Source organism: Brevibacillus fluminis (assembly GCF_003710825.1).
Lineage (GTDB): Bacteria > Bacillota > Bacilli > Brevibacillales > Brevibacillaceae > Brevibacillus_D > Brevibacillus_D fluminis.
This window is the reverse complement of sequence record NZ_RHHQ01000085.1, coordinates 1-449: the sequence shown is the minus strand read 5'-3', so window position 1 is coordinate 449 and position 449 is coordinate 1. Positions and strand designations below refer to the sequence as shown.

Annotated in this window: 1 protein-coding gene; it reads left to right on the top strand. The window is 55.7% G+C overall.

What is annotated here, in order from left to right:
* The coding region (locus EDM56_RS31040) for an amidohydrolase family protein (RefSeq protein WP_148040457.1) at positions 1-449 on the top strand (449 nt) is incomplete at both ends.

The window sequence follows — 449 nt, the reverse complement described above, 5'->3', positions numbered from 1 at the left end:
GAGGAACTGACAGGACTCTTGCTGGAGACCGCGGCGAATGTCGTCAAAAAACACATTCCGGAGCCGGATTTTGCTCAATTGAAGGAACAGACGAGAAAGGCGATCCAGCATGCGATGCAGCTCGGGCTCACCGGAGCGCACACGGAAGATTTGCGCGATCTTGGCGGATTGAACCAGACGTACCGGATTTATGACGAGCTGTTGAATGAAGAAGGATTAGGCTTGCGCTGTAACCTGCTGCTTTATTACCCTCATCTGCCAAGCATTCGGGAGAGCCGGCTGCGGACCGGATTCGGCAACCACAACCTGTCAATCGGGGCGGTGAAGCTGTTTGCAGACGGTGCTTTGGGCAGAAGAACCGCCTACTTGTCCACGCCGTATGCGGATGATCCGACGACAAGCGGGATGCCCATCCATTCGCAGGAAGAGCTGCTCGACATCATGCGCGA